Below are 21702 nucleotides of genomic sequence, written 5' to 3'. Positions count from 1 at the left end.
ATCAGGCGACGTTGAGCAGCGGTTTGCTTTCTGACCTTTGCGCCCTTGCTGTTACATAGGGCAGGATGCGGCGAAACACCTCCATGCCCAGCATATGTGCGTTGTGCTGGGCTTTTTCGAGATTGCTCACCCGCTGCGGGTCCATGGTGTAAAGCGTCTCCCCAACACCGAAGACGTCGCGGAAAGCCGCGCGTTCGATGATGGGGGTTTCCAAAAGATGCACCCGCTTGGTTTCCAGCATTTCCTTGACGGCCTGCAAGGCCCTGGTTGTAACCATCGGGTTTATGCGGGTCAGCAAGACGGAATGGGGGATATGAAGGCCGGCCTTGATGTCGAGATATTGTAGGAGCTCAATGACATTGGCGGCCCCTTGCGCATCCATGGCCGATCCTTGCACGGGAATGAGGACATAATCGGAATAACCAAGTGCCTGGGCCAGAAGCGGGCTGCGCGCACCGGGCAGGTCGATCAGCAGAAAATCAACGCTGTTTTTCAATTCGCGAATGTTGAGATCGAGATTTGAGGCCGTGATATAGGAAACCACAGAAAGGCCCTTGGGCCTTTTGTCGCCGAGTTGCTCAAACCATTTGGAAATCCAGCGTTGGGGGTCAGCGTCGAAAACGGCAACCGAATACCCCATCCGCTGCAATTCGCATGCAAGAATCAAGACCGCCGTGGTCTTGCCGGCACCACCCTTGGTATTTGCGAATGTAATAACCGACATCTTTGGTCCCGCCTCGGTGAAAAAGTCTTGTCAATTCTAAGCTGATTTATGGTTAATCAAGCGTTAATTGCCGGCAGGGTTTGGCAAAAAAGAAGATCTTTTTGCAAATTTCCAGACCAAACAGTGTGCTGATCTTCGGCATGATATTTGCCGCTCCGAAAGTGTGGAGCGGCATGTGGGAAACTCATCAAGAAGCGAGAGCTTGGTTCGCCGCGCTTTCCCAGCACAGTCCCGGCAGATAGCGGGAGCTGACCCGTCCTTCTTTCATGACAAACAGGTGCAACCAACTGTGGTCGAAGAGCGTGCGAAGCTCTTGATGTTTCTTCAGGACACCGGTGATCGCCTCTTGAGGCGCCTCAATCATGACCGAAAGGCGGAGCGGGTGGTGCATCCACTTTTCGCCGTCATGGATTGTCTGCAGTGGTAATCCGGTGCGTAAACGTCCCCCATTGCCTTCGAGAACGCCGATGCCGCCAACCACATTATGAATAAGCTTGTTGCCGCCGCCAAAAACATCTGGCGCGACAGCCGAGCCGTAATATTGGAGGCTGATCCAACTTCCCACCACAACCGGAGCTGTCAAGATGAGCTCCAGGGTCTCGAAGTTTTCGTCCTGCTGCCAGTCGTAACTATGCAGAAAGGCCCGACCATCGAGACTGGCACCTGCTGTGAGGGCGCGTGGTGCGGCAATGAACGCGGCGCAACCGGCAAGCCCCCATTCGGGCCTGATTTCTGCCCAGTTGCGCGCGCGTTGCGCCATCAAGCCGGGTTCTGCGCCAGGCAGCTTCACGGACCGCTCCAGGCAGGCCAGGTCTTCTGCTTGTTTCAACCATGCGTGGATCTGTTCCAAATCGCAGCCGCTGGCGGGCGGCAGGTCGGCGTCGAAAACCGTGACTCTGTCCGTGGTTGTTTCGTGCAGGCCAGCAACAAAGCGTGTATCGTCGGGGATGATAATACCCTGCGTCTTGAGAGCGGAGCGCGTTTCGGGATCATTGAGAAGCTGAGCGAGAAGTCGTGCCGAGACCTCGCCTGTGTAGCCGCCACACGCCCCGCAGTGATAGGCGCTTTCATGGGGATTGTTTGTCATCCGTCCGCCATGGCCGAGCAGCAGAACCACTCGTGCATAATTCTTTGTCAGGCTCATGGCTTTCAAAACGGCAGCAGCGGTTCCGGCTTTTTCTTCCAACGAGAGTGTGGAAATCAGATGTGGGGCTGGAGCGGCTTTCGATTTTTTCCCGGCATAGCCGAAACTATCCCCGGCAAGCTTGGCAGCATAGACCGGCCCGGCGGCTTCGATGAAGGCGAAGGAAGACACAGCGGCCTGCCGGAAGCGTCCCCATGCCCGCGCTGCCCTGCCTTTTATCCGCAGATTATGCTCATGTTTTGCATCACAATGGCTACTTGTCTCAAGTTTGGGCGACAGCAGGACCGGGAGATGTGCTTCGCATATATCAGACCCTTCGGCCTTGTGTGAGAGGGGCAGTCCGAAGAAGCCGGCAAAGCCGATTGTTTCAATGCCTGCGTCCGCACTTTCCAGCGCGCGTCGAAACACCTCGGACCTGACGTCGATACAAAAAGCGGCTTGCAGTTTTGGCCGTCTTTTGTGCCCCTTCATGTCTGGGACGCTTTTGCGCGGCATTGTCTCTTCCATCTGGCGTTGATAGGCGCGTTCGGCCGCGTCCTGAAAAATGGCAAGGCCGATCTCCTGGGCTGTCGGCAAAATCGGCTCGGCATGCGCTTTGACAACCTCCTGCCACGCATCGACGATGTTGGGTGCATAATGGATAATCGCCTCTTCCCAGACCAGCCGGATCGCGAGAAGCTCAAGGAGGGTGTTGTCGCTGCCACCGGCGAGTTCCGCCTGCCAGAGCATCCAGCGTGCATGTTGTGACCAACCGCCGATATCTATATGAAGCCGGTGAAAGGCAGATGGCGCTGCAGACGGGCTCAACCCGATTGTTGCGGCTGCTCTCAAGATCGCCCGTTCCGCGCTGTCCGGGGCTTCACTCACATGCGCGCACAATCCGCTTAAACCGGCAATTTCGGGCGTCAGATCGTGCGTGGCCCAAGCCCTCCACGCCGCGTAGGCACCCAGATGCGAAGAGGCCGACCAAAGCGCCTGGCCTTTGTCGAAATATCCGGCAGCCCACAGTCCAAACGTCTTCTCGACAATCGACGGCCAGTGTATTCCGGTTTCTCCGGCCGCCAGATCAGCCAGTGTAGGCAAAGGCACCGCCGCGTCATCAGGCCCATTCAATAGCCCCTTGAGCGCGGAAACGTCGGATGGTTTCACAGCGTGTGATGATGCCGCGAGGGCATCTGCAAGATCTTTGTCGGTGATCTGGCCCTCACGGATTGCCCGCGCATAATCGTGGGCTGATTGTGTAGCGCGGGCACCAGCGACCCGCCTCAGCCGCGCGGAGGCCGTGGCCAGATCATCACCGGTGTGCCCGAGGAACGGGTTGACGGCAACGGTTGCCTCCAGGGGGAAGGCGGGCTGGATCATGCGACCTGCCACGTTTGCAGCATCCAGGATTTGGTGAAGTTCAACCTGTGGCTCATGGAGATATGTCTGAAGCATGTCCGTCTCCTGTTATGTGTTTGAATTGGCGTTCTGAAAGCCGCCGATGGCACGATCGAGGAGCGCATTCAGATAGAGGCCATTGGCAAGATGAACCCGAAGTCCCGCAACTGCCGGATGATGGGCCCAAAGCGGAAAAAGCGCCTGCGCAAAAGCAACCATTCCGAATGATACGAGGGCAAGCACGATCAGCGCCCATTCCAGCGGCCCCGTGTCCGGCGGCGCGGGCAGGGCATGACCCCAGGCAGTAATCGAGAGGGCCTGTAGGGAGAAGTATGCAATCGTTGCGACCACGGATAACAGCGCTGTTCGGCGGGTCAATGCGGCGGGTGCAAGGTCAGCAAGCCCCTGAGCAACAAGATAGGCAACGCCAAAAACCAGAATTGTACCAAGCGCAAGCGCCTGGGCAGACTTCGGTTCAACGAAGACAGAAAACAGAAGGGCAATCAGGCCGTAGAGGAGAACGGCCAGGACAAAAGACCGCAGGACCACGCCGACGCTCGGGACTGCGACGGGCCCGAGCCTGCGTGAGGCCACAACAGCAGAAACCGCACCGCCGGATGAAAGGAAGGCATGCGCCTTGTAAAGCGAATGGGCGACAATATGGAGAAGGGCAAGTGGCCACAGCCCCAGCCCGCATTGCAGGAGCATGAAGCCCATCTGTGCGATTGTGGACCAGGCCAGTGCAGTCTTGATTGCGCTTTGCGTGAGCATGACGGCCGCCCCGAAGAGCGCGGTTAACCCGCCCACCATCACCAGGGCTGCCATCATGGCGGTGTTCATCTGCACGAGTGCCGATGTGTAAATTAGCATGACGCCACCGGCATTGATGATGCCGGCATGCAGTAGAGCCGACACCGGCGTTGGTGCTTCCATCACCTCAGTCAGCCAGCCATGAAGCGGAAATGCCGCAGATTTGAGCATGGCGGCCAGCACAAGAAATGTTACACCGATCTGGCCCATAAGGCCCAGCCCCCGACCGGTCGCCTCCATCGCAAGCTGCCCCAGCGCCTGCGTGTTGAAGTTTAGGAACAAGAGCAGTGCAGCGATCAGAAAGGCCGCATCGCCTGCATGCCAGACCAGCGAGAATTTTGCAGCCGCTCGCCGCGCTTGCGGGCGATCACGATAGACGAGCAGGAGCTGCCGAAGGGATAGGCCTACTGCGATCGTGGAGAACAGCATCGTCAGCAGGCTGGCGGACTGTACGAAGACCAGCACTGCCGCGATCGTTGCCAGCATCAGGCCATGGCACGCACCTTCATCGGTTTCACCATCGAGATAACGCCGGCTGAAACGAAGGACGATCCATCCGATAAATGAGACAAGGATTGTCATCGTAAGCGTGACACTGTTGCCTTGCAGGCCCGCATATGACCAGCCGCTACCCCAGCCGGTTTGCATCGGTCCAAAGGCAAGGATCTGCACCATCCCGCAAAGTGACATGAAGAAGGCCGACAAGGCCGCCCATTCGGACCAATAGGGGAAATTGCCCGGTCGGCGTCCTGGACGCGCGAATGCTACCAAGGAAACGGCAATAAGAAGGATCGGTGAGAGAAAGGAGAGTGAGAACGTATATATCAAGAGAGCTACCTCGGCTTTGCCCGGTTCAACGCTCCGGAGGATATAGGGGATGGATAAGCTCAATAAAATTTCATATTTATAAGGAAAACATTCTATATTTTGGAACAATGGCCAGCATCAATCTTCACCACCTTCGCCTCTTTCGTGCCGTTGCCCGGGATGGAACGTTAACGGGTGCTGCCCGTGCGCTGAACATTTCCCAGTCAGCGGTTTCGACGCAGATCAAGTCCCTTGAGGCCTCCCTGGGCCATGCCATGTTTGAGCGCAGCGGCCGCAACCTGCTGCTCACCGAAGCTGGACGCATTGCGCTGGAACATGCAGAGGCCATATTCAAGACGGCCGACGACTTGAAGGCGACGCTCCAAACGGTGAGCCGGCAGCGCCAGGTCCTTCGCCTTGGTGCGCTGGCAACGCTATCGCGCAACTTTCAGATCGCTTTTATCAATCCGCTTGTTGGCCGCGATGATGTGGAGGTTGTGCTGCGCTCCGGAACGCAGCCTGACCTTTTGCGCGCACTGGAGGCAATGGCAATCGACGTGGTTCTGACCAATCTGGTTCCAGCGCGAGACGCTGTCAGTCCCTATCTTGTGCACAAGCTTTCAGAACAACCCGTCAGCATCATCGGCGTTTCGGATCCCCGTTTGGCGGAGCAGCCGATGGAGCAGTTGATTGAAAGTCACGCTCTGGTGCTGCCCACGATGGAATCGGCACTGCGCGCCTCCTTCGATGCTTTTCTGGCGCAAAAAGGCCTTGTGCCAAGAATTGCCGCCGAAGCCGATGATATGGCGATGCTGCGCCTGTTGGTTCGCGCCCGCGCTGGCCTCGCTGTTATCCCGCCCATTGTGGTGCGCGATGAACTGGAAAGCGGCTTGCTCACCGAATATGCAAGGTTGGATGGCATAACGGAAAGTTTTTTCGCAGTCACATTGCAGCGCCGTTTCCCCAACCCCCTGGTCGGCGAGACGCTGGCAAATTTCAAAGACGGCAAATAGGCCGAGATTGTCGATTGGCACCGGCTTGCCAAAAGCCGACAAGCAGGCCGATCTCGTCGTCATCGGTGCTGGCCCGGGCGGTTACACAGCTGCTTTCCGCGCGGCTGACCTTGGTCTGAAGCTTCTTCTTGTCGAGCGCGCTGCCACAATGGGTGGCGTGTGTCCGAAGGTGGGATGCCTTCCTTCAACGACGCTGCTCATTTCAGCCGAGCCTTCAGGACCGAGTTCGGCATCGCTCCCAAAACGCTTCGCCAGAAGTGAAGCTGGATGCATCACCAGCTCGGCCTTTGTGGCGCCTGCCCGTCAATTTCTGGCGTTTCCACCATAGCCCGGAGGGCAAACAAAGCCGCCAAACGCTTCGTCGCAGAGCGCGGCGAAACGCAACGTCTTGTAATCACCGAAGGCCGGGCCGATGCACTGAACGCCAGCAGGCATGCCGCGGACCATGTCGAGCAGAGGGCGGACGGTTGAAGGCAGATGCGCCAAGGTCGCGACGCCGGGCCAGTAGAGATTTTCCATATAGGGCCGGATTTCCCCGCCCACGTCGAGAACCCTGTCCATTTGTGGTACCGGTCCGTGGCCATCCTCTGTCTGGTGGGGAAAGGCGACCGTCATACTAACCGGGCAAAGGAAAATATCGAAGTCCTGAAACCAATCGGCCCAGATGCTCATGAGCTTATTCTGTTGATCGACCATTGAGGAATAGGCACCCAAGCTGCTGCGCGTGGCGCGGGCGACGCGATCAGGGAGACTACCCTTCGGATGACGGCTTGCAGCACGCTCATAGGTTTCAAGCTCGCTCTCAGGAAGTGATGAGCCGATCACCGCAAAAAGGGCCGCTATATAGAGATCCTCATAGCGTTCCACCGGCGGCGCTGCCTTCAAACGTGTGACGGTCGCCCCCTGCTTTTCGAGTTCATCGGCAAAGCTCTCAATAGCCTGCGCATAGGCCGGATCGACCGGGAACCAATGTGTGCAGACTGCCACGCGAAACTCCGACAGGCTTTTTTGCGGCGGTCGGGGAAGATCGAGCTTCCATCCGCTACCCGGCAGTGCGCCGGCCAGAATGTCCATGCCAAGTTCAAGGTCGGCAGCATTGCGGGCCATGGGACCATAGACCGACAATGCAGTCAGCGGTTTCGTTCCCGGGAAAGGCGGAACATGACCGGCACCCGAAACGACGCCGTGGGTCGGCTTATGGCCCCACACGCCACAGTAATGCGATGGCAGGCGGATGGAGCCGCCAATATCGCTGCCGATTTCGAGCGCTGTGAACCCGCTGGCAAGGGCAGCTGCCGAGCCACCGGATGAGCCGCCAACGGTTCTTTCCAGGTTCCATGGATTGCGCGTCAGGCTGTAGACAGGATTGTAGCTTTGATGGTCCGCGGTTGCGAGCGGTACGTTCGTTTTACCCCAGATGATGGCGCCTTGTGCCTTCACCCGCGCAGCAACGTTTGAATCGGATCGCGAGACATAGTTTGCCAAGTCGGGTATGCCCGCATTTGTGTGAAAACCTTCCACTTCGAAGGATTCCTTGATCGTCATTGGCAGGCCGGCCAAGGCCCCGCCTTTGCCTTTGGCGTCGTCAAACGCCTTGGCCGCAACACGTGCTTCATCGATGTGTGTTTCAATGACGGCATTCGTGGCCCCGTCCAGATCGGATTGCCTCTTTACCATCAGGTCGAGGAGCTCGAGTGCGCCGATCTTGCGGGCTTTCAAGGCTGAAAGCGTTTCCACGGCAGACCAATAATAGGGCTCGGATCGATAGCTCATTGGGTATTTCCTCTAGTCATGCGGGTGTAAAATGTTGTCAGTGCGGGCCATATTCCCTGGGGTAGAAGAAGCAGCACCGCGATTGCCAAAACGCCCATGATGATCCAGTACTGGTCGCCGCTGTACCCATTCGCCGTCATGAATTCACGAAGGCCGATAAACAATGCGACGCCGATGGCAGGTCCTGTCAAAGTGCCGAGGCCGCCGACAACGACAATGAACATCAGCTCCACCGCCCATTTGGCCTGAAAAGCATCAAGCGGGGTCAAGAAAAGCGTGGTTGAGTAATAAAGAGCGGCGGCGGTGGCGATGCCGGCACCCGTCAGTGTGTAGAGCGCAAGGTGCAGCCGCCGGACATTGATGCCTGTTGCTTCCGCACCTGTTTCGTTGTCGCGAACGGCGAGCACGGCAAGACCAAGCCTGCTGCGCAGGAACATGCGCAAGGCCACGATGAGTGCAACGGACGCAAAAAGCGCAACAGCAACGACCGTCTTCTCGGGATATCCCTCGACCATCTCTCCGCCAGGGCGAAGAACCAGACCGCTCGAGCCGCCGAGCGAGGGGGTCTTGATGACAAATTGGAAGGCGATTTCGGCAGCGACCCAGGTTCCAATGGCAAAATAGGCATGTTTCAAATGGAAGACGACCATGCCGAGCGGAATTGCCAACAGGCCCACAACAATTGGTACCAGTGCCATGACCACCCACACCGGGATCGTGGTGTTATTGGAGATCATATAGAGAGCATAACCGCCAAGTCCGACGAACATTTGCGGACCGAAGGAAATCTGGCCGGCATAACCGGCAGCCAGGTTCCACATCTGGGCCATCAGGAAAAGAACCAATACCTCACAAAGAAGGAACTGCAGGCCGGAGTCTAAAAAGATGGCCGCACAAATGGCCGCTATTGCACCAACGGCCAGGGCAACAAATTCGACTTTTTTCATCATTGAAGCTTCCCGGTCTTTGCGCGGAATACGAGAACTACGAAGAAGACGAGATGCACGTAGAACAGTCCCGCACTGTTGTCGGCCCATGTGCTGATAACCTGTGTCATTCCCAAGAGCAGGCCGGCCAGCAAGACGCCTCTGATGGAACCGAGCCCGCCCAGGACCACCACTTCAAAGGCGATAAGGAGACTATCGAGGCCTGAGTAGGGGGAAATGCTGGAGCGCATCGCAAGCAACACGCCGGCAATTGCCGCCAGTCCTGCTGACAGGGCCGCGACCACGATATGAGTTCGCTTTACGCGCGCGCCCACAAGTGCTGCGATATCCGGCATATCGGAAACAGCGCGAATCTCCATTCCAAGACGCGTCCGGAAGATGAGCAGCGCGAGAAGCAGGAAGGAGGTTAACGCGATCCCGAGCGATACGAGTGGAAGCACACCGAGCGTTATACCGGCGATGGTGAAATTGGCCTGCGCCAGGCTTCCCACGGATAGTCCCCGCAAGTCAGCGCCGGCAAACTCGGCCAGGCTGTCGCGAAGCACCACGGCGAGCCCGAAAGTCACCAGCATCGCCACGACCTCGTTGCGGTGGGCCATAGCGCGTTCGACGATCAGCAATTGCGCGGCGGCACCCAGCAACGCGCATGCCAGGAACGCCAACAACAGGACGAGGGGGAATGGCAGGTTCGGAAAAAGGGCGATCGCGCCAATGGCGGCAAAGGCGCCATAGGTAATATATTCGCCATGCGCCAACTGAAGGACTTTCAATATCCCGTAGTTCAGCGCCAGCCCCGCTCCGATCATGGCATAAAGTCCGCCGAGTGTAAGCCCTTGAAAAATGAGAACGGTGAATTGCGCTGCGGTCATGTGCGGCCCCCGAAATAAGCTTCATGCAGCGCAGCTGCCGTCATGCCTGCTGCAGGCCCGTAATGCGTGACAGTGCCCTTGAAGAAGCAGGCGACATTTTCGGATACATTGCAGACCCGTGATATGTCCTGGTCGACAATCACGAGGGTGACGCCTTCCTTACGCACGGCCTTCAGCGCGTCATAAACTTCGCGCACGACCGCAGGCGACAGGCCCAGTGAAATTTCGTCAAACAGCAGGATCTGTGGATTGGAAGCAAGTGCGCGACCGATGGCAACCATCTGCTGCTGACCGCCGGAAAGTTCTCTTGGCCGTGCGTTGCGCCTCTCCTTGAGCACCGGAAAAAGCCGCTCAATAGCTTCAAGGGACCACGGACCGGAGCGGGCCGTCTGCCCGATCATGAGGTTTTCCCGTACTGTGAGGCTTTCGAAGAGAAGCCTGCCTTCAGGAACAAGCGCCAGCCCAAGCTCCGAGGACTGCCGCGGGGAACCCGGCTTGAGCGGTGTACCGTTGATATTCACCGTTCCCTGCCAACTGTCGACCAGACCACACAGGATTTTGAGAAAGGTCGATTTTCCTGCACCGTTGGCACCCACCAGCGCCAGCGTTTCTCCGGCTTCAAGCGATAGGGAAATATCATTTAAGGCGCGAAACTGGCCGAAGTTGGCAGCCACATGCGCAACATCAAGAGCGAGGTTCAAATCACGTCCCCATATAAGTGCTTTGAAGGGTCTCTGATGCCCACACTTCGTCGAACGGGCCATCGAGCAGCTTGCTGCCCTTGTCCATGACAACGATGCGGGAACAGACACCCTGCAGAGCAAATGGAATATGCTCAACCCAGACAATTGCTCGGTTTGGCTGAAGGCGCAGAATGACTTCCTTGATCGAAGCAATCTCCGGTTCGGTTAGGCCTGCTGCCACCTCGTCCAGCAGAAGCACACGCGGCTTGCTGGCAACGGCCTTTGCGAGTTCCAGCCGCTTGCGGTCAAGCAAGCCCAGTGCACCGGCCTGTTTGCCTGCCCGGTCGCTGAGGCCTGACATCTCAAGCACCTCATCGATCCATTCAGACGCCGCGTCGCCGGCAAGACCGGCTCCGAAGAAGGCCGGCAGCGAGACGTTCTCACGGACGCTCAATCTTGAAAAGGTCTTCGGAATCTGCGCCGCGCGCGCAATACCGGCGCGAACGCGGGCGTAGAGCGGCAAAGACGTGACGTCTTTGCCGTCCATCAGGATTTTCCCCGATGACGGCCGCAGATCACCAGTCAGCAGGGAAAGAAGTGTTGTCTTGCCGGCCCCATTGGGACCGATAAGACCGACACTTTCGCCGGCATTCAGCGTCAGATCAACGCGTTCGACCGCAAAGACCGAGCCAAACTGCCGCGACACATTTTCAGTCGCTAAGATTGCCATGGTTGCCACGTCTCAAGCGCCGCCCAGTGGCACCATTTCCGCTTCAATCGGAACAGCAGGCAGCGCAGCGTTGCTGACGATCTTCAGATCATAGGGATATTTGCCGGTTCCCTTGCGCCATTGTCCGCCTGCCAGACCGGTAATCGCAACGCTCTTGATAGGGCTTTCCGCAAAATTGACCCGGCCGATAATCGTATCCAAATTCAGATTGGCAATAGCATCGCGCACCGCGTCCGGATCCAACGGGTCATTGGAATTCTTAAGCGCAGCAAGGCCTATTTCCCAAAGGGCATGACCATAACCCAAAGGTTGTGTCCATTGCCGATTGGCTTCCTTTTCCCATTCCGCCGCAAGTGCTTCAGCGCTCTGGCCGGTGATGGTTGATGCATAGGGGAAGCGAGGAGACCACCAGACTTCCGTTGCCATTCCATCACCCATCTTTCCAAGCGCTTCAACACCTGAGGGAAACAGGAAGGCGGCAGCCATGGCGCAAACCTTGGGCGAGAGCCCAGCTTGCTGGATCTGATTCCAGAACGGAATGAAGTGGTTGGTATACATGAAGCCGGTGAGAATGTCCGGTTTTGCGGCAGAAAACTGCGCAACGGCGTTGGAGAAATCGTTGGCCGAAATGGGGAACGGACCGGCCGCGGTTTCTTCAAAGCCAGCGCCTTTCAGCATCGGCGGCAGGCCGAGCTCGGGATCCATGAATGCCTTGCCGGGTTCGTTGTCCAGATAAAGCGTCCCGGCCTTCTTGTTCGTATCGACCTTCCCCATCAGCGACACGAACGTTTCAAGGATCGTGTCCGAACCGGCGAAGAAGTGGAATGTGTAAGGGAAACCCTTGTCCGGAACGCCGCCGCGCGGGAAGAACCAACCCTGCCAGGGCACCATGGTGGAGATAGTGGGAACCCGTCGGCTGTCGGCGAGTTCGCCGATTGACATCGCACCATCACCATCTTGGGCGAGAACGATGTTGCAGCGCTCACGAAGGACAAGCTCACTTGCGATGGAAGAAGAGCGATTGGGATCGGACTGGTTGTCACGAATGACCAGTTCGACCTCATATTTCTTGCCGCCCACATCCAGCCCGTTGGCCAGATGCTGTTTCATTTTTTCCAGTGTCCAGCTCTCGGTTTCGCCAAAGGCGGCGCGGATGCCGGACAAACTGCCGACATAACCAATTTTGATGGTCGATCCGGCGCTGCGGGCAATGGAGGGGGCAAACAGCCCTGTTGCAGCGCTTGCCGCGCCAATCTTTAAAAGTGTACGGCGCGATACGGATGCTTTTTCAGCAATCAAAGTCATAAATAATCTCCCAGTTCGTGGCTGCCTTACAGAGCTATTTTTGATGTAACCACTGGTAACATACTTGCAAAGGGAATAGCATTCGTCAACTGGGTATTGGCCTATTTTCCAAAAGGCCATACGCTCTTGCCAACGCACCTTGTTGCGCGCGTTTGACGCACCTGCAAAAAATGCTTGAAAGAAAGACGTGAACTAAATGGCCGCCGCGCCCAAATCCATGAAGAAAAAGAGCTATCATCACAACGACTTACGAAATGCGATCGTAAAGACCTCTTTGAAATTTCTTTTGAAGCGCAAGGGGCCGAATTTCTCGCTTAGAGAAGTCGCCAACGAGCTTGGAGTGACCCATGTTTCGGTCTACAGACACTTCTCTGGCAAGCAGGCTCTTATCGATAATCTGACAGCTGAAGGGTTTCGCCAGCTTCGCCAATATCAGACGAAAGAACTCGAAAAGGCACCCTCTGACGCCATGAGCCAGCTGAATGCCCTTGGCACTGCCTATATCCTTTTTGCAAAAGAGAATCCGGGTTTCTTTGCCTTGATGTTCGGGCAGGATCGGGAGGACGAAACGCCTGAAAGCGGGCGCGAAAAATATAACGCCGAAGCGCTTTCCACGTTGATTGGCGTGATTGAGCGTTGCCAAAAAGAGGGTATTATCATTCAAGGTGACCCGCGGCGGCTGGCGCTCTACCTTGTCTTGGCCCCGCATGGCTATGCCTGTTATTCCCCAGCCGATCTCGCATTCATCTCGCCATCTGACACGATCCAGCAAGCCGAAGTCATGGCAGAGCTTTCAGTCATATCGGTGATGTGCAATCCACCCTCTCCCGAGGAGATTTCGCGCCTGTATTTTCAGTGAAGCGTTCTGCTCTGCACAGGCGCGGATTTCCGCTCGATCCTTGTAGCCCATCGACCATTCGTACTTATGCCACGGTCTGCTCGAGAAGGTTGTGCGTCACATCCATGACATGGGCGCGCATATCGGTTTCAGCCTCCGCCGTTCCGCAGTCAGCACCTTGCGGCGGAGCTTCCCCCATGACGGCTGCGCGCGTTTCGCATTAAAGCTTTCGAATATCGAAAGAAGCCAGCTGATTGCCGATGGAAAGGCAGTGCGCTCGGTGGAATTTCATGAACGGACGGTGGCTTTCCTGTCTCGGATCGTTGACAGATGGCGGGTTCCACACTTTCCTGTCACCACTTCGGTTCTTGCAAGTGAACCGGTGAACATCCAAACAGGCGACAACAGAGTAAAACGACATGCGCGATTTTCAGTTTCCAGGCCGCTCGCCGGTCAGAGCCATGAATGGGATGGCGGCCACATCGCATCCCCTTTCGACCCTTGCTGCGCTGGATGTTCTGCGCTCGGGCGGCAATGCGATTGATGCGGCGATCTGCGCCGCGGCGGTTCAGGCGGTGGTTGAGCCACAATCAACGGGCATTGGTGGAGATTGCTTCATGCTTTTCTGCCCCGCCGGAACGGATGAGGTGATTGCGCTGAATGGCTCTGGTCGCGCCCCGGCTGCGGCGACAATTGATCGAATGAAAGCTCTTGGCATCACCACAATGCCAACCTTTGGCCCTCACACGGTAACGATACCGGGTGCGATTGACGCATGGTGCCGCCTGCAACAGGATCACGGTAAACTGAGCATGGCTGACGTTCTCGCCCCGGCGATCCGTTATGCCGAGGAAGGTTATGTCATCCATGACCGCGTTGCTTTTGATTGGGTGGCGTCTGCCGAACTGCTCGAGAAGGACCCGCACGCTTCGGACATATTCCTGCCTGGGGGAAAAGCACCGAAACCCGGTGATGTGCATAGACAGCCGGCCCTTGGCCAGACCTTGAAACGAATTGCTGCCGAGGGTCGTGATGCATTCTACAAGGGGCCGGTTGCAGAAGCGATGGTGCGCCGGCTAAATGCGCTCGGCGGTGTTCACACTGTGGAGGATTTCGCTGCTGCTGCCTGCGACTATGTCAGACCGATTTCGACCGATTATCGCGGTATGCGCATCCATCAGGTTCCGCCGAACAATCAGGGCCTGACCGCACTTGTCATGCTCAACATCCTGTCTGGCTTCGACCTGGGCGGGCTCGATCCAAACAGCGCCGACCGTTTTCATCTGGAGGTCGAAGCTGGTCGTCTGGCCTATCGCGACCGCAACGAACGGATCGGTGACGCGGATGCGACTGCTGAGGTCCTCTCACCACTGCTATCAGCGGAGCGGGCGCAGCATCTCCGCTCGCATATCGACCCCAATAAGGCCATGACAGATCTTCCCGATCCCAAGCTTTCGACCAGTGACACGGTTTATATCTCCGTGGTTGATGCCGACCGCAACGCGGTCAGCTTCATCAATTCGATCTATTATTCGTTCGGCAGCGGAATTGTCTGCCCGGAAACCGGGGTGCTGCTGCAAAACCGCGGTGCAAGCTTCCGCCTTGATCCCTCTCACCCAAATGCGCTGGCACCCGGCAAGCGGCCAATGCACACGATTATGCCTGGAATGGTGACCCGCGAAGGGCGCGCCGTCATGCCCTACGGTGTCATGGGCGGAGATTACCAGCCTTTTGGGCATGCGCACCTTCTGACCAGCGTCATTGATTTCGGCATGGATGTGCAGCAGGCCATCGACAGCTCACGGGTCTTCTATCAGGACGACAAGGTGGTGGCAGAACGCAGTGTGCCAGAAAAGACGGTCGCGGAGCTGAGAGAAAAAGGTCATGACGTCATTTCCGCCGAGGAACCACTCGGTGGCGGCCAGGCGATCTGGATCGACTGGGAGCAGGGAACGCTGACAGGTGCCTCAGATCCCCGGAAGGACGGCTTCGCAGCCGGATATTGAACAGCGACCATCACATGTGTCCTGATCAATGTACATTGGCCTGAATGCGCCAAATGGCGATATTCAGCTGCCCAAAGCCTTTAGCCAGTTGGACTGGGAGGTTGAACTGGTTGCTGTGATCGGCAAAGGCGGGCGTCATATTTCGGCGGCGGAAGCTCCCAAACATGTTTTCGGTTACGCTGTCGGCAATGACGTCAGCGTGCGTGATTGGCAAAACAAGACGGCGCAATGGCTGCTCGGCAAAAGCTTCGATACCCATGCGCCCGTCGGCCCCGCCATCGTAACGGCAGATGAGGTGGGTGATCCACACCGCCTGAATATCACCTGCAAGGTCAATGGCGACACGCGGCAATCGTCAAACACAAAGCACATGCTGTTTAACGTCTGGGCGCAGATCGAGGAGCTGAGCCAGGCGATGACCTTGAAGCCGGGCGATCTTATTTTCACCGGCACTCCGGGTGGTGTCGGTTTCGGCATGAAATCGCCGGTCTTTCTCAAGCTTGGCGACGTCGTCACCTGTGAAATCGAAGAACTTGGCAAGATCACCAAAAAGGTGGTGGCAGAAGCATGATCTCTGGCGGCAGCGCAGCCGAGGGATAGCTCAACAATCATTGATAAAGCCCAAAGTGGTTTGGCTGAACATCTTGGCGGGCGCGATATTTTGGAGGAATATCGCGCCGGAGATTCGTTCAAGCGTCTTCCGGCCTCTCGGCAATTTGGCTGTCAAATCGAGGCATCACAGACTAGAAAGGACATCGGCGTGGCTCAGCGCAGTTACCACACACTTCCCGCAGGCTTGCCGCCACAGACCCAGTTGCTGACAGACCGGGCCATGTTTACCACCGCCTATGCGGTGATCCCAAAAGGCACTTTCAGCGACATTGTGACGAGTTATCTCCCGTTTTGGAATGGTGCCCGCTTCTGGGTGATGGCGCGCCCGCTTTCCGGCTTTGCGGAGACGTTCTCGCATTATATAGCCGAAATTGAGCCGGGCGGCGGCAGCCACAGACCGGAGACAGAGACCGGCGTCGAGGCTGTCCTTTTTGTGACCAGCGGGATGCTGGACATCAAGATCAACGGCAAGCCATTCTTGGTGGAACAAGGCGGCTACGCTTTCCTTCCGCCGGGTGCAGAGTGGACGCTGAAAAACGCCGGACCAAGCCAGGCGCAATTCCATTGGATCCGAAAACGCTATCAGATGGTCGATGGTCTGGAGGTCCCCGAAGCCTTTGTCACCAACGAGAACCAGCTCGAGCCCGTGGCGATGCCGGATACAAACGGGGCCTGGTCAACAACGCGTTTTGTCGATCCGCGCGATGTCCGCCATGATATGCATGTGAACATTGTCACCTTTCAGCCTGGCGGCGTCATTCCTTTTGCCGAAACGCATGTGATGGAGCACGGGCTCTATGTTCTGGAAGGCAAGGCCGTTTATCGGCTCAACCAGGATTGGGTTGAGGTGGAAGCCGGCGATTATATGTGGCTGCGCGCCTTTTGCCCGCAGGCCTGCTATGCAGGCGGCCCCGGTCCATTCCGCTACCTGCTCTACAAGGACGTCAACCGGCACATGAGCCTTCCGAAGTCCTTTTCCGGCACCTGATGGAGCGCGGCGTTCACGACTTGTTGTCTGTCAAGCCTTCGATATGGCGCAACAACCAAAGAACGATCAAGGCGAGTACGGTGGCAAGAAGGGCAACCTGCCAATAACCGAGGCCGGTGGCAAGACCTGTTGCAGAGGCAAGCCACATTCCGGCACCCGTTGTCAGACCCTTGACCTCACCCTTTGCAAACACGATCACGCCCGCAGCCAAAAAGGCCACGCCACTTGTCGCGGCCTCGATCAGACGGATCGGGTCAATGCGGACCGCGTCTGATTGCAGCGTATCTTCGTGAATGATCTCGATCGTCAGGATCGCGATGATGGAGGAGGCAAGGCATACCAGAATATGGGTCCGAAGCCCGGCAGACCGGTTTTTGAGCTCACGTTCAAAACCGATCGCGGCCCCGAGTACAAGCGCTAGCAGGAGGCGTGACGCGATGACGTCGATTGGCAGCCATGTCGCCTGTGCCCACAGGCTGAGATCGATGCTCACGGGTTCCCCTCGGTTCTCTTCCTTACCACTCTAAAGTCGCCCTCAGGAATCATCCTTGGAGGCATGCTCGGGCTTGCCCTTCCTTGAGGTTGAAGCAAGTTCATCCAGCTCGGACTCCGACATCGACTCGTACATTTGCCTGGACGCGCCCTGCAGGTCTTTCTTTTTGGAATCGCCTCGCTTCGCGGAGAGTGCAGCGCCTGCAGCTTTCTGTTGTGCTTTTGATTTTGCCGGCATTCTTCCGTCTCCTCGGTTGTTGTCTCACAACCGACAGAACGGTGTTTCACGTCATTTGTTCCGCAACACGCCTGCGCGCGTCAGCCCCAGACAGACTGAAGGGTGACTGCTGAACCGAAGATGGCGAAAAGCAGAACGCTTTCGAAGCCGATCCGGGCAGCGCCTTCCTTTTCACGTAAAAGGAGACCGAGCATCAAAACGCCTGTCATGACAAGTGCTATCGCGTTCCAGAAATAATCAACATCGCCAACGGCATGGTAGATGGAGCCGCCCCGATATCCAGCATCCGCGAGCGTCAGGAACAGTGTGTCAAAGGTGTTGCCACCAATGATGCCCCCGACCGCCAGTTGAAGCGCCCCACGGCGCACAGCAGACAGCGTGGTCACAAGCTCGGGAAGAGAGGTGATGAGGGCCGTCATCAAAGCGCCGACAAGTGTCTGTGACAAACCAATCTCAGACGACAAGACTGCGCCGCAGCGCGCAATTGTCCAGCCGGCTACAGACAAACAAACCAGCAGGAGAGCAAAGACGGCGAAGAGACGCGCCAGGCTCTTTCCCGAGTTTTGTTCGTCGTCTGGCGTGTCTGACCGGGTTCTTTCCGTTTGTACGGGTTCCCACATGGGGTTTTCCCTGACCCAGCGGGTTGCGACCAGTCCAAAGCCATAAATCGCGGGAATGGCAAAGGAGAGGGGGTGCAGCCCGAAAACATTGATCTCAGGGGTGGTCGAAGCCAGAAAGGGAATGGAGAGAAGCACGATCAGCAGGCCGCACTGAAAGACATTCGTCAACTCCGCCGATGCATGTTCGAGGTTGGCCCGCCGATAGATCAGGTCGCCAAGTGCAAGAAAGGCGGTTTGTGCGGCAATGCCGCCGACACTGTTGGCAAAGGCAAGCGAGGCATGACCGTCAAATGCGGCGGTGAATGAGACAATCGTTCCAGACAGTGATGTGGATGCGCCGAGCAGAACACCGCCCACGATTGCTTCGCCCAGGCCCGTGCGGTCGGCAATCTCGTCTGCCAGCGACGTCATGCGCAGCCCGCACGCAAAAATGACGAGCGCTGCCGCGCCCATCAACAAGACAACATATATGAGAGGTAAACCGGCGATCATCGCCCAAGCTTGTCAGGTTCTGGTCTCTCATTACCGCCAGGCGTCACTCCAAGCATCATTCGTCTGCATCCGAAGGAATGTGACTATCAATACCGATGAGCGTTAGTCGGTTCTTGCAGTCCTGTATGCCTTCAACGGATAGAACAGCCCTTTCAATTTCAGTGCGTTGAGCCTCTGTTTCGACCGAACCCTCGAGTTCGGCAACGGCATTGTGCACTCTGACATCGATTGTAGAGGATTCGATGCTGTCGGAGGATTGCAAAATAACGCCGATTTTTTCCTCAAGCGCATCGTCATTGATTATCTGCTCTTCACTTGAAGGGACGATCTGAGGTCCACCATCGCTTGCAATGGCGGTCTTCTCAGCAATTTCTGCACCGATGTCCTGCGTTTCATCAAAGTTCGATTGGGTGGAGCCGTATGGCGCGTTTCGGGCGGCCGGATCGCGATCTTCGTCCGCATAAGGCCAGCCGCGGTCCAGATCGCGCTCTTCATAGTCGCGATAATCTTCTTCGCGGGTTGTTTCTCTTTTCTCATTTTTCAACTGTGCCATGGCTGTCTCCGAGCTTTGCTTTTGTTTGTAACGAACGACCGTGGATAAAGTTCAGGTCACGAACCGTCTTTCTTTCGGAACAAATGCAAACCGCAGCCCGTTGCGTGGAGACGGATGGCCGAATGACCGGCCATCGATGTCCATAACAGCGAAAGGAGGAAATCATGCCCTCTATTCAGAACGCCAGAATTCTCATTATGGCGACGAACGGCTTCGAGGAGTCGGAATTGCTTGTTCCGCGTGACAAACTCAAAGAAACCGGCGCGCAGGTCAGCATCGCATCGCCTGATGGCGCGGATATCAAATCCTGGCGAGACAAGAACTGGGGTGAAACTGTTAAAGCCCATGTGTCGGTAAAAGACGTAAATACCGCAGATTATGATGCGCTCGTGCTACCGGGTGGGCAGATCAATCCTGATATCTTGCGCACCAACGGCGACGCCCTCGAAATCATCCGAAAGTTCTGGCGTGACGGCAAGGTAATAGCCGCAATCTGCCACGCACCGTGGCTGCTGATCGAAGCCGATCTGGTCAAGGGTCGACAGGCGACCTCCTATCATTCCATCAAGACGGATATGATCAATGCCGGCGCAGACTGGCGTGATGTCGAAGTGGTTGCTGATGAGGGCGTTGTAACCAGCCGCTCGCCCGCAGACCTGGATGCTTTTGTCGCCAAGATCATTGAAGAGATCCAGGAAGGGCGCCACGACAGAAAGGCTGCTTGACCGGCCCTTGGATGTCATCGCAAAAACCGGCGATCAGGTTTCCATCAGGGGCGGGGCAATTTGCCCCGCCTTTCGCTGTCTGGAACAAAACCTGTTTCGTTGGGTTGGGAACGCCCGATAGCCGGGAGCTTGTGCCTGGGCCGCCCGGCTAAAACCAGCAGCCGAAAAGCCCTCTGCCGGCCTGCCACGTCAAGCGGAGAGATCAAAATGACAGGACCAAAGACCAAACAACAGCAGAAGCGGATCATCAACGATGAGATCGACACATCCAACAAAGGGAAAGATTTTGACCCCACCATGGATCTCCAAAAATCCAAGACGCTCCGGGAACGCGAACGCGAGAGCCAGAATATCCAGCCCCATAAACCCATTGAACCTGATGATCGGTCCATTTTGCGAGGCTACAACCAGGAAAGCGATCATAACAAGAGTTGAAGCTTTGCCGGTCTTGCTTAGATCAGTGAGGTTGTTCGTTTTCGATGACATCCTCCTTCCAGAATTTCTGGACGAGGACAAAAGAGACCACCGTCAGCGGTGCACCGAAAATCATGCCGACAGGCCCGAGCAAAATCCCGAATGCCAGAATTGTGAAAACAGTCAGGCCCGGCGGTAGTTTGACGGTCTTCTTCTGAATAATCGGCACGAGAAAGGCCGATTCTGCCTGTTGTATCGCTGTATAGAGGACGACCACCCAAAGGGCGTCCCACGGGCCGTTTCCAAACGCTACGGCGACAGCCGGGACCGCGCTCAATACCGGCCCGATATAGGGAATAAACTCCAAGACACCCGCTATGAAACCAAGGGCAAAGGGCGATGAAATTCCGAGCGCCATGAGACCAATCGTGGTCAGTACCCCAATGCAGATCATGGAGAGAAGCTGACCGAAAAACCAGCGTCTCAGGGCGTCTGCAACAGCCGACATGCCATTAGAAATCCGGGCACGGTGTCGCTGCGGCAAGAGGTTCAGGAAACCTTGATTATAAACTTTGGGATCGGCAGCGAAATAAATGCCTCCGATCGCAACCAGAAACATATTCACCGGCACCGAAAGCAAGACGGTCGAAATGCCTGTCAGGTCGCCAACAAGGCTGCGCTGACCGATCATGTCCTCCAGCCGGTTTTTGATCCACTCTTCACTGTCGGTGATGTCGAAATAATCGCCCGCAGCGGAAATCATTTGCGGTGCTTTCTTGATGAGCGAGTTCATTTCGCTGGCGATTTGTGACCCGAGCATCGCCATGAAGCCCGCAATCAGCAGCGTGATCAAAATCACCACAATGGTCAGCGATATCCGGTAACTCACGCCGGTCCATCGGCTGAGGGCGCTCGAACATGCGTTGAAAAGCAAGGCGACCAGCACGGCGCCAAAGACCAGCAGCAGGAGGTTGGTCAGCTTCCAGGCTGCGGCGAGCACAACAACGAGCAGCAGGAACAACAGCGGGGCGAGCAGCACTGCCCTGCTTTGACTACCGCTCACGCTTCTCGATTCACTTTGGCTCGTGGAATAGTTTGTCTGGTTGTTGGAGTAGCTATTTTGCATAGTAATTGTGAAAGGCTTTCGTATTTTTGAGGCGCAGCCGCAGAGCGTGGAAGATTGGGGTTTCTGCGGCTATGCTTCGTCCCGCTTTTCTTCAAGAATTTGCAGAGCATTGCGGGCCTCTTCCAGAAGTGGTTCTAAATCGCTGCCCCGGTCACTGGCGTCCACGCGCGCCTCAAGCTCGGTTATCATGTCTCGCAGCGCTTCCTTGCGACTGGAAATGGGTTTGTCGCTGATCGTAATGGCGGTAATTTCTTTGGGCGTAATGGTTTCTGCCGTTGCTTCTACATCGGCCTCCCCACCAACCGGCGAGTGCAGCGGACTGCTCTTGTTTTCGTCTGTCATGGTTCATCTCCTGTCTAGGGCAGAACACGTGCAGCGACGTTTTGTTCACTTTCGATCAACGGCAGGGATAC

At 56.6% G+C, this 21702-nt stretch carries 23 protein-coding genes; 8 read left to right on the top strand and 15 right to left on the bottom strand.

What is annotated here, in order from left to right:
* Position 1: 1 nt before the first annotated feature.
* The 3 genes from NHF56_RS20490 to NHF56_RS20480 all read right to left on the bottom strand — a co-directional run bounded on the left by NHF56_RS20490 (position 2) and on the right by NHF56_RS20480 (position 4886).
* On the bottom strand, positions 2-724 hold the full coding sequence (locus tag NHF56_RS20490) for a ParA family protein (RefSeq protein WP_252808113.1): 723 nt from the start codon (positions 722-724) through the stop codon (positions 2-4).
* 187 nt (positions 725-911) lie between these two features.
* Positions 912-3305, bottom strand: coding sequence for a YbcC family protein (locus NHF56_RS20485; RefSeq protein WP_252808111.1), 2394 nt, complete (start codon positions 3303-3305; stop codon positions 912-914).
* Positions 3306-3317: 12 nt separating this feature from the next.
* Positions 3318-4886 (bottom strand): proton-conducting transporter membrane subunit, encoded by a 1569-nt coding sequence (locus tag NHF56_RS20480; protein WP_252808110.1) that lies wholly within the window; start codon positions 4884-4886, stop codon positions 3318-3320.
* Between the two features lie 107 nt (positions 4887-4993).
* On the opposite strand from NHF56_RS20480, the gene NHF56_RS20475 reads away from it, so the two are divergent.
* The gene (locus NHF56_RS20475) at positions 4994-5878 is read left to right on the top strand and encodes a LysR family transcriptional regulator (protein ID WP_252808108.1); all 885 of its coding nucleotides are present in this window, start codon (positions 4994-4996) and stop codon (positions 5876-5878) included.
* Positions 5879-5885: 7 nt separating this feature from the next.
* Positions 5886-6206, top strand: a complete 321-nt coding sequence (locus NHF56_RS20905; protein ID WP_256995439.1) for an FAD-dependent oxidoreductase — start codon at positions 5886-5888, stop codon at positions 6204-6206.
* Here the strand turns inward: NHF56_RS20905 and NHF56_RS20465 are convergent.
* The 6 genes from NHF56_RS20465 to NHF56_RS20440 are packed head-to-tail and all read right to left on the bottom strand — an operon-like array spanning position 6182 to position 12185.
* Entirely contained in the window at positions 6182-7651 is a 1470-nt protein-coding gene (locus tag NHF56_RS20465) for an amidase family protein (protein ID WP_252808106.1), read from the bottom strand. The genes NHF56_RS20905 and NHF56_RS20465 overlap by 25 nt on opposite strands.
* Positions 7648-8601 carry a branched-chain amino acid ABC transporter permease gene (locus tag NHF56_RS20460; protein WP_252808104.1) on the bottom strand — a complete coding sequence of 318 codons (954 nt, stop codon included), beginning with the start codon at positions 8599-8601 and terminating at the stop codon, positions 7648-7650. Before NHF56_RS20460 ends, NHF56_RS20465 begins: the two co-directional genes overlap by 4 nt.
* Positions 8598-9467 (bottom strand): branched-chain amino acid ABC transporter permease, encoded by an 870-nt coding sequence (locus tag NHF56_RS20455; RefSeq protein WP_252808102.1) that lies wholly within the window; start codon positions 9465-9467, stop codon positions 8598-8600. The genes NHF56_RS20460 and NHF56_RS20455 overlap by 4 nt, the downstream gene beginning before the upstream one ends.
* A complete protein-coding gene (locus NHF56_RS20450; protein WP_252808100.1) occupies positions 9464-10168 on the bottom strand; it encodes an ABC transporter ATP-binding protein in 705 nt (234 codons plus the stop codon). Before NHF56_RS20450 ends, NHF56_RS20455 begins: the two co-directional genes overlap by 4 nt.
* Before the next feature lies 1 nt (position 10169).
* Entirely contained in the window at positions 10170-10880 is a 711-nt protein-coding gene (locus tag NHF56_RS20445) for an ABC transporter ATP-binding protein (protein ID WP_252808098.1), read from the bottom strand.
* Between the two features lie 12 nt (positions 10881-10892).
* On the bottom strand, positions 10893-12185 hold the full coding sequence (locus NHF56_RS20440; RefSeq protein WP_252808096.1) for an ABC transporter substrate-binding protein: 1293 nt from the start codon (positions 12183-12185) through the stop codon (positions 10893-10895).
* Between the two features lie 196 nt (positions 12186-12381).
* Here NHF56_RS20440 and NHF56_RS20435 point away from each other — a divergent pair, with 196 nt between their 5' ends.
* From NHF56_RS20435 to NHF56_RS20420, 4 genes are all read left to right on the top strand, one after another.
* On the top strand, positions 12382-13044 hold the full coding sequence (locus tag NHF56_RS20435) for a TetR/AcrR family transcriptional regulator (RefSeq protein ID WP_252808094.1): 663 nt from the start codon (positions 12382-12384) through the stop codon (positions 13042-13044).
* A 398-nt stretch (positions 13045-13442) separates the two neighbouring features.
* Positions 13443-15029: a gamma-glutamyltransferase gene (ggt, locus tag NHF56_RS20430; RefSeq protein ID WP_252808092.1), complete on the top strand. Its 1587-nt coding sequence runs from the start codon at positions 13443-13445 to the stop codon at positions 15027-15029.
* Between the two features lie 28 nt (positions 15030-15057).
* Positions 15058-15600: a fumarylacetoacetate hydrolase family protein gene (locus NHF56_RS20425; RefSeq protein ID WP_252808091.1), complete on the top strand. Its 543-nt coding sequence runs from the start codon at positions 15058-15060 to the stop codon at positions 15598-15600.
* A 189-nt stretch (positions 15601-15789) separates the two neighbouring features.
* Positions 15790-16629, top strand: a complete 840-nt coding sequence (locus NHF56_RS20420; RefSeq protein ID WP_252808089.1) for a bifunctional allantoicase/(S)-ureidoglycine aminohydrolase — start codon at positions 15790-15792, stop codon at positions 16627-16629.
* A gap of 13 nt (positions 16630-16642) precedes the next feature.
* Here the strand turns inward: NHF56_RS20420 and NHF56_RS20415 are convergent, their stop codons facing one another.
* From NHF56_RS20415 to NHF56_RS20400, 4 genes are all read right to left on the bottom strand, one after another.
* Positions 16643-17122 carry an MgtC/SapB family protein gene (locus tag NHF56_RS20415; protein WP_252808086.1) on the bottom strand — a complete coding sequence of 160 codons (480 nt, stop codon included), beginning with the start codon at positions 17120-17122 and terminating at the stop codon, positions 16643-16645.
* A gap of 42 nt (positions 17123-17164) precedes the next feature.
* The gene (locus NHF56_RS20410) at positions 17165-17359 is read right to left on the bottom strand and encodes a DUF3008 family protein (RefSeq protein WP_252808084.1); all 195 of its coding nucleotides are present in this window, start codon (positions 17357-17359) and stop codon (positions 17165-17167) included.
* Positions 17360-17439: 80 nt separating this feature from the next.
* Complete coding sequence (locus NHF56_RS20405; protein ID WP_256995440.1) at positions 17440-18432, bottom strand: sodium:calcium antiporter; 993 nt, start codon at positions 18430-18432, stop codon at positions 17440-17442.
* A gap of 94 nt (positions 18433-18526) precedes the next feature.
* The gene (locus NHF56_RS20400) at positions 18527-19024 is read right to left on the bottom strand and encodes a BON domain-containing protein (RefSeq protein ID WP_252808080.1); all 498 of its coding nucleotides are present in this window, start codon (positions 19022-19024) and stop codon (positions 18527-18529) included.
* A gap of 164 nt (positions 19025-19188) precedes the next feature.
* On the opposite strand from NHF56_RS20400, the gene NHF56_RS20395 reads away from it, so the two are divergent.
* Both NHF56_RS20395 and NHF56_RS20390 read left to right on the top strand, forming a co-directional pair.
* Positions 19189-19749: a DJ-1/PfpI/YhbO family deglycase/protease gene (locus tag NHF56_RS20395; RefSeq protein WP_252808078.1), complete on the top strand. Its 561-nt coding sequence runs from the start codon at positions 19189-19191 to the stop codon at positions 19747-19749.
* Positions 19750-19956: 207 nt separating this feature from the next.
* Positions 19957-20184 carry a hypothetical protein gene (locus tag NHF56_RS20390; RefSeq protein ID WP_252808077.1) on the top strand — a complete coding sequence of 76 codons (228 nt, stop codon included), beginning with the start codon at positions 19957-19959 and terminating at the stop codon, positions 20182-20184.
* A gap of 22 nt (positions 20185-20206) precedes the next feature.
* On the opposite strand, the gene NHF56_RS20385 is transcribed toward NHF56_RS20390, so the two are convergent.
* Together NHF56_RS20385 and NHF56_RS20380 are read right to left on the bottom strand one after the other, a co-directional pair.
* Positions 20207-21226, bottom strand: coding sequence for an AI-2E family transporter (locus NHF56_RS20385; RefSeq protein ID WP_252808075.1), 1020 nt, complete (start codon positions 21224-21226; stop codon positions 20207-20209).
* Between the two features lie 132 nt (positions 21227-21358).
* Entirely contained in the window at positions 21359-21631 is a 273-nt protein-coding gene (locus NHF56_RS20380) for a hypothetical protein (RefSeq protein ID WP_252808073.1), read from the bottom strand.
* Positions 21632-21702 lie beyond the last annotated feature (71 nt).

Source organism: Rhizobium sp. L1K21 (genome assembly GCF_024055895.1).
Classification (GTDB): Bacteria; Pseudomonadota; Alphaproteobacteria; order Rhizobiales; family Rhizobiaceae; genus Ensifer_A.
Note: the sequence above shows the minus strand (reverse complement) of the source record. Positions and strands in the feature narration are given on the sequence as shown.